The sequence below is a fragment of the Lentilactobacillus parafarraginis DSM 18390 = JCM 14109 genome (genome assembly GCF_001435895.1).
GTDB classification, from domain to species: domain Bacteria; phylum Bacillota; class Bacilli; order Lactobacillales; family Lactobacillaceae; genus Lentilactobacillus; species Lentilactobacillus parafarraginis.
The window spans coordinates 67,028-73,530 of record NZ_AZFZ01000007.1; the positions used below are offsets into that span (position 1 = coordinate 67,028).

At 47.6% G+C, this 6,503-nt stretch carries 6 protein-coding genes; 4 read left to right on the top strand and 2 right to left on the bottom strand.

All coding sequences use genetic code 11. The features are described 5' to 3' along the window. Nucleotides 1-4: 4 nt before the first annotated feature. Nucleotides 5-616 (bottom strand): anthranilate synthase component II, encoded by a 612-nt coding sequence (locus tag FD47_RS03125; protein WP_056980033.1) that lies wholly within the window; start codon nucleotides 614-616, stop codon nucleotides 5-7. Continuing rightward, nucleotides 600-2,078: an anthranilate synthase component I family protein gene (locus FD47_RS03130; protein WP_056980034.1), complete on the bottom strand. Its 1,479-nt coding sequence runs from the start codon at nucleotides 2,076-2,078 to the stop codon at nucleotides 600-602. Before FD47_RS03130 ends, FD47_RS03125 begins: the two co-directional genes overlap by 17 nt. A gap of 963 nt (nucleotides 2,079-3,041) precedes the next feature. Between FD47_RS03130 and aroF the strand changes: the two genes are divergently transcribed. The 4 genes from aroF (at nucleotide 3,042) to FD47_RS03150 (ending at nucleotide 6,474) form a co-directional block, all read left to right on the top strand. After that, a complete protein-coding gene (gene aroF, locus FD47_RS03135) occupies nucleotides 3,042-4,058 on the top strand; it encodes a 3-deoxy-7-phosphoheptulonate synthase (protein ID WP_054732844.1) in 1,017 nt (338 codons plus the stop codon). Next, nucleotides 4,055-5,134 carry a 3-dehydroquinate synthase gene (aroB, locus tag FD47_RS03140; protein WP_056980035.1) on the top strand — a complete coding sequence of 360 codons (1,080 nt, stop codon included), beginning with the start codon at nucleotides 4,055-4,057 and terminating at the stop codon, nucleotides 5,132-5,134. The genes aroF and aroB overlap by 4 nt, the downstream gene beginning before the upstream one ends. A 126-nt stretch (nucleotides 5,135-5,260) precedes the next feature. After that, entirely contained in the window at nucleotides 5,261-6,055 is a 795-nt protein-coding gene (locus FD47_RS03145) for a hypothetical protein (RefSeq protein ID WP_318531416.1), read from the top strand. 215 nt (nucleotides 6,056-6,270) lie between these two features. Beyond that, nucleotides 6,271-6,474, top strand: coding sequence for a hypothetical protein (locus FD47_RS03150; protein ID WP_040537859.1), 204 nt, complete (start codon nucleotides 6,271-6,273; stop codon nucleotides 6,472-6,474). Nucleotides 6,475-6,503 lie beyond the last annotated feature (29 nt).

Below are 6,503 nucleotides of genomic sequence, written 5' to 3' on the forward strand. Positions count from 1 at the left end.
AAGTTCAGACAGCGCTGTTGGCTGTCTGTTTTTGTTTGGCCACAACTTTCAGGAAGTTTGCCACAATCTGGGCACCGACTTTGGGATCAGTCATGATGGATTCCGGGTGGAACTGAACCCCGTACACGTGCTGGCTTTCGTCAGCCACTGCCATAATCTCATGGTCGCCGGTTTCGGCAGTCACCGTTAGACTATCCGGGACCGTTTGCGGATCCACGATCAGGGAGTGGTAACGAGCCGCTTGAAAGGCCGCTGGGCAGTTGGCAAATAATGAGGTGGGTGCGGTTACTCTGACTTCAGAAGGCTTGCCATGCATCAACTGCGGGGCGTGGATGACCTTTGCGCCATAGGCCTGGGCAATTGCCTGATGGCCCAAACAAACGCCGAGGATTGGCACCTTACCTAAGAAAGCATCGAGGACGGCAGGCATGTTTCCGGCATTTTCCGGCCGTCCGGGTCCTGGTGACAGAATCAAACTCTCTGGGTTCAGCTTGGTCAGTTCTGCGACGGAAATCGCGTCGTTTTTGATGACCGTAATCGGGTCGGAACTGATTTCACCGATCAATTGGTATAGGTTATATGTGAAGCTATCATAGTTATCAATCAGATAGTGCATGAGTGACATCTCCTTTGGCTGCTGTTTCCTTTACCGCGTTAACGACCGCACTAGCTTTATTGTTAAATTCTTGATACTCGTACTTGGCGATACTGTCGGCAACAATCCCCGCACCAGAATGAACTACCAGGTTGTCGTCCTGACGATAGGCCAGGCGAATGCCGATACATAGATCAAGATCACCATCAAATCCCAGGTAGCCCAGACAGCCACCGTAGACGCCGCGTTTGCGGTTTTCCAGCTTGCCAATAATCTGCATAGCCGAAATCTTCGGGGCGCCGGAAAGCGTGCCCGCGGGCAAAACGGCGTTGATGATGTCAACGGCGGAGACGTCTTTTTTGGCCCGGCTTTCAACGACTGATCCCATGTGCATGACGTTGGCAAACTTCAGTAAATGACGATAAGCAGTCACCTTAACGGAGCCAAATTCACTGACGGCGCCCAAATCATTTCGGCCCAGATCGATGAGCATATTATGTTCGGAAAGTTCTTTGGGGCTGTGAGTGAGTTCTTCTGCGAATTGATCGTCCTCCCGTTGATCTTTGCCGCGCCGGCGGGTACCGGCAAGGGGGTAGGTGAATAGGGTCCGGTCGCGTTTGGTGATTAACGTCTCAGGGGATGCGCCAATGGTTTCGAAATTACCATGGCGAAAATAGAATTGGTATGGGGATGGACTTTCACGAAATAACGTCGGCACGACCCCAAACAGTGAACCGGTCATTTTGGCGTGTTGCGGATTCGATAAGATGAGTTGAAAGATATCGCCGTCAAGGATGTGCTGCTTGGTTTCAGCAACCTTTTCAGTAAACTCTGAAAGTGAAAATTGTAATTTCAGTGGCGTCATTGAAAATGATGGTAATGGCCGTTCGCCGGTGACTGCCAGAACGCGGTCCTTTAAGGCAGTGAGTTTGGCAATAACTGCATCATACTTTTCGGCGACTTTTGGGGTTGGCACAATCTGGCTGAGAGTCACCGTTTGCGTCGCGTGGTTATAGGCGATGACCTGGTTGACCAGAACCAAATCGGCATCGTTTAGGTTCATCGGATCGGTGACCTGGGGAAGCTGCGCCGTGGTGGCATACTTCGCGTAATCGTAACTGAAGTAACCTGCCAGCCCGCCAAGAAATGGTGGCATGGCCGGCAGCCTTGGGGTGCGATTGGCAGTTAGAATGCCTTCAATGACCGGCTTTAATGCGGTTGTTTCACGGGAAACATGACCATCTTTCGTCGTGGTTGTCAGTTCCCCGTTACGATAAGTAAAAGATTCGACCGGGTTAAACCCAATGAATGAATAGCCGTCTTCGGTTTTCTTGGGTTTCCCAGTTAGCAGGAAGCAGGGATGATCAGGATTATCAAATGCCTGGGTAACGGCAATCGGGTCAAATGCGGTCGCTTGAAACTGCAGGGTTACCGGAACCGCCGGGTAATCGTTCAAATATGGTTTAAGTTGTTCGAATGTCATATGATAGCCTCCAAAAAAGTCCATAAAAAATCCGTCCCAAACAAGCTCGACTTGTTAAGGACGGATTTTCCGCGGTGCCACCTTAATTTGACAAACTAGCCAGTCATTTTTCAATGATCCAGCCGTTTATCACCCTTAGCGAAGTGCCAACACACTTCCGACAACTGACGTATGTCTGAACGTTTCTCCATACTTGCAAGCTTTCAGGAGAACCCTCTGTGGTCCATTTAACTGTCTGCGTTCGGCTGCATTCTCATCACCGGCAACTCTCTTTACGGGCATAACAATCTTGATCTCCACATCAATGGTTTATTTAGGACGAATATTTAATTGTTAACAGAATAGTTGAATTCTCATAAAATGTCAAGAATTTCAGAATGATTCGTTATCAAATTTTGGGGTAAATCCAGTCTCGGGTTAGCTTAAAATCCGAATGTTTAGTCGAAAATGCTAATTTTTTTCGAAAATGATTTTTACATTACCACCATGTATCGCCGAAGCCACGCCATATATAGAAGAATTCATATTTTCAAAGTTCCATTTCAACCTGAACTTTATCCCGGACCACAGGGACAATTTTACGAATTTGATCATTTGTGTTGACAAGCCGAATAAATCATTATATGCTTACAGCAATTAAAATTTAACTTTTCTAAGGAGATTCTAATCATGACGAAGGAAAATCGCTGCATTAGCAGAATTAATCGATTTTATTACTATTGGTTCAGGTAGTGTTCGTATCGGACAGGATGCGGGCACGTTACAGCATCCTGTGCGACCAATAGTTTTTCGGCATGATTAACGGTCACACAGTAATTTTTTCAAAATACTGCGGGACCGATTTAATCGGAATCTTTCCAAATAACACGACCAAACTCCCGCGGTGTTTTGAACACTGCGGGAGTTTTATTTTATGAAAATAGCAGTTTTATAATTTGAAAATAATGAAAAGAGGATGTTAGCATGATTATTAAAGTAAAAGCAGGACAGGCACACATTATTGATGAGCTTCAACGACGGTTTGGCGACAGCCACGATGTATTCGTTCATAACAACCGGGTGGCCGTGCAGGGAATTGATGAAAGCGACCTTAACTCAGAGGAACGGGCCGCAGCGGACGAAATTATTGATAACCCACCGGCAGCCGTTCAGGGCAGCCGCCTCTTTCATCCGGAAGACACGATTGTTGAAACGGCCCACAGCCAAATTGGTGGCGATAACTTTACCATGATGGCTGGCCCGTGTTCGGTTGAATCTGCAGAACACGTGATGAAAATGGCCGCCGTTGCTAAAGAAGGCGGCGCGACCGTTTTGCGAGGCGGCGCATTTAAGCCCCGGACCTCGCCATACTCCTTCCAAGGATTGGGTGAAGATGGTCTGAAATTCTTGCGAGCCGCCGCTGACGCATACGATTTGGATGTGTTAACTGAGGTCATGGATCAGGATCACGTTGATATGATCGCCCAGTACACCGATATTTTCCAAATTGGGGCTCGGAACATGCAGAACTTCTCGTTGCTGAAGGCCGTTGGTAAAACCAACATTCCGGTGATGTTAAAGCGGGGGATGTCGGCCACCATTGACGACATCTTAAACGCCTCTGAGTACATTGCTGCCGGTGGCAATCACCAGATCATCATTACGGAACGGGGCATTCGGACCTTTGATAACAAGTACACCCGCAACACGCTGGATCTTGGTGCTGTACCGGTATTGCAGAAGTTAACCCACTACCCAGTGATCGTTGACCCAAGTCACGCCGCCGGTCATACCGAATTCGTGATTCCGGAAGCGTTAGCCGGAGTAGCTATTGGTGCCAGCGGGTTGGTTGTTGAAATTCACGACGACCCGGCCCACGCCTTCTCCGATGGCGCCCAGGCACTCAAACCAAACGAATACCTTGAAATGACCCAGAAAGCTGCCGCCATTCGTGAAGCGCTCAATATGCCCGTCCACGAGAAAAGTGAGGTTGAATTATGAAAATTGTTGAAGTTAAATTACCAGATCATTCCTACAATGTTGAAATTGAAACCGGCATTTTAAATTGCACCGGTCAGCTGGTTTCCAGTGTCTGGCAGCAGCGAAAAATTGCGTTGATTTCAGACAGTAACGTTGCGCCGCTCTACCAGCAACAGGTAGCCGATTCCCTCGAGGCAGTTGGCTTTACCGTTCATAACTACCAATTTCCAGCTGGCGAAGCGTCAAAATCGTTAACCGTATTAGCTGATCTGACGCGTGACATGGCGGCTGACGGATTTAACCGAGACGATGGCGTCGTTGCGTTAGGCGGCGGGGTTACCGGCGATTTGGCCGGCTTTGGGGCCGCTTCCTACATGCGCGGCATTAGCTTAATTCAAATTCCCACTTCCCTATTAGCCCAAGTGGACAGTTCGGTTGGCGGCAAAACTGCCGTTGACCTGGACACGACCAAGAATATCATTGGCGCCTTCCACCAACCTGATTTGGTAATTATTGATCCAAACACCCTGCAGACGCTGGATCGCCGTGATTTGGTTGAAGGCTACGGCGAAATCGTGAAGGAATCAGCCTTAACTGATGGCCAACTTTGGGATCTGGTTAAGAAGATTCAGTCTCCAGAAGATATTATTGAAAACGCCGAGGAACTGAGTGAGTTGTCGATTCAGTACAAGGCAGACGTTGTAATGGCGGATGAAAAGGAAGGCGGCTTGCGTCAGGTCCTTAACTTCGGGCACACAATTGGCCACGCTGTGGAAGCCCTCGCGGATGGTGATTTGCGTCATGGCGAAGCTGTCAGTATTGGGATGGTGGCCATTTCCCGAGTTTTTGAAGAGAAGGGCTTAACTCAGGCAGGAGTAACGGATAAATTGATTGATCGCCTTGATGCGGTTGGCCTGCCGTTAACTTCCCCGTTATTAGATGATGACGCGGTCTTCGATAAGATTAAGAATGACAAGAAGAATCGTAATGGTCACCTAAACTTGATCTACTTACACCAAATTGGCGGACCGGCAATCAAGTCGATTCCAAGCGATGAGATTCGCGATTTCTTGAATATTAAGACGTTGCAGCGATAAGCGTTTCACGTGAAACAAAAAATTGTTAAAGTCGGTTCCTCATTATAAAAGGGACCGGCTTTTTCGTTGAGATCATGGTAGACTGGCACTGAAGAATGAACCGATGGATGTAAAGGAAGCATGACTATGGCTAAAATTCGACCGTCAATTCCCAATTTTTCATATACAACAACGCCTGCCTATCGCCAGCGTCTGGAGGAAACCGTAACCCAGCATTTACCCGCCGGAGCGACTTTAGTGGCCCGCAATTTCGCGCGATCAACGGCTAGTTCATATTGGCTGCTGAAGCTGAATGCCAAAGCGCCCTTTACCTGGATAACGGTGCGAATTGCGACCCATCAGGTTTGGCTTCAGCACGCGCAACAGTTGGAAATTTTGTGGGAGGATACCCATAACTTTGACCAGTTGGGGCAATTATTGGTGCGGCAACTGACTCCGGAGACGATCGATCAAGCCAGCTTCACGCTCACCGCGGCGGATTTAGCGACGATTCAGTTGCTTAAAACGTTGGAACGGGACCAGTTGATCTGGTTTATTCGCATGCCTCCGGAAATTTCAGATGCCCATAAGGCGCAGCGCTTTGATCTGCAAACGGATTTTATGGCAACGCAACTCATGTTGGGGGATCGGAATAATGCCAATCATTTGTTGGTACCGGTTAATGAACCCCGATTTCAACATCGGCTGGCTGATTTCTTTGGGAAGAACCTGCTATTTTCTCAATTTACCAAGCACCACCTGTTGAAGCTGCTGCCGACTAATCAGTGGCTGCAACCGATCATGGCTGCCCAACAACCTTCACCAAATTGGCGTCAGGAAATCGTGGATGCATATGGCCACGAATTTGCGGAGATGTGTTTCGCTGAAATTCGGTCCCGAGTTCGCAAAGAACGCCGGATCGAAAAGAAGAAAACGGATTAACAATTCTGAGTTTAACTGAGCATATGAAGGAATCCTTCTATATATATACGACATATAGTGATTATTTCCCTCTAAATAACGAAAAGCCTTAATCAATGGTGCGATAAGTGATAAAATATAGTTTGTATGAAGCGCTTTCACGCTATATGTCGTACATAAAATGAACTATCCAAGTAGGTGGAAGCTCATAAAATTTTGGAAGGATGTCGTTAGTTATGAGAAAATCATCGACTAAAACATTACTTGGTTTTTGTGGCCGCATGCTGGAGATGATCTTGATCACTTTTGGATTTATTCTGTTAGGCACGCGGCCGGTCGGAATTAATTCCCTCATTTTTCTGTTGGCTGTGTTGGCATTATTCGTGGCCCAGTTTATTTATTTTCAACGGCGGGGGCCGCGGCAGAATCATAACCAGTGAATTAAGAAACTGTTTGAGATCTCTAAAAG

Bases quoted from the DNA above. Each gene is read 5' to 3' on its own strand.
- FD47_RS03125 (WP_056980033.1), bottom strand. From the start codon at position 616: ATGCACTATCTGATTGATAACTATGATAGCTTCACATATAACCTATAC.
- FD47_RS03130 (WP_056980034.1), bottom strand. From the start codon at position 2,078: ATGACATTCGAACAACTTAAACCATATTTGAACGATTACCCGGCGGTT.
- aroF (WP_054732844.1), top strand. From the start codon at position 3,042: ATGATTATTAAAGTAAAAGCAGGACAGGCACACATTATTGATGAGCTT.
- aroB (WP_056980035.1), top strand. From the start codon at position 4,055: ATGAAAATTGTTGAAGTTAAATTACCAGATCATTCCTACAATGTTGAA.
- FD47_RS03145 (WP_318531416.1), top strand. From the start codon at position 5,261: ATGGCTAAAATTCGACCGTCAATTCCCAATTTTTCATATACAACAACG.
- FD47_RS03150 (WP_040537859.1), top strand. From the start codon at position 6,271: ATGAGAAAATCATCGACTAAAACATTACTTGGTTTTTGTGGCCGCATG.